This window comes from Lachnoanaerobaculum sp. MSX33 (genome assembly GCF_000512995.1).
Classification (GTDB): domain Bacteria; phylum Bacillota; class Clostridia; order Lachnospirales; family Lachnospiraceae; genus Lachnoanaerobaculum.
The window spans coordinates 1-525 of sequence record NZ_AZXX01000019.1 but is presented as its reverse complement, the minus strand read 5'-3'; the positions used below and the strand labels follow the sequence as shown (position 1 = coordinate 525).

Below are 525 nucleotides of genomic sequence, written 5' to 3'. Positions count from 1 at the left end.
TGTAATAGCACCTACAACAACGGTAACAAGACTGGCAGAGCAGCAGATTAGTGCTGCAAAGAAGAATGATATTACAGGATTCTCATATTCTACATTTACAGTTACACAGGGTAGAACAGCTCCTTCAACACCGCTATATACAATCGGTATTGATGACGGAGTAAATAACCTGATAATTGATGAAGATTTGGCAAACGGTAACTTTGTTGCAAAGATGCCTAACCAGAATGTAACAATAGTATTTAAGTATACAAATGATTCAGGAAACAACCTGATAAAGAGATACTTTGACAGAGTTGATAATACGGTACTTGCAAGTGAGGTTGTGCCACATATGGCGGGAACAACATTTGTGGAAGGATTACCGACATCAGGAGCAAATCTTGAAAAGATATACGGATATGTTTGGGACACAAGCTCAAGCGTAGATCAAAATCCTACAACACTGGGAAGTATAACAAATAATACAACCGGAGAGTTTACAGGAACAATGCCTGTACTTCCACCTGCAACACCTACAAAGGT

Annotated in this window: 1 protein-coding gene; it reads left to right on the top strand. The window is 39.0% G+C overall.

Going from position 1 to position 525, the window contains the following annotated elements:
* A partial coding sequence (locus tag HMPREF1495_RS13825; protein WP_034211657.1) for a hypothetical protein occupies window positions 1-525 on the top strand: 525 nt, incomplete at both ends.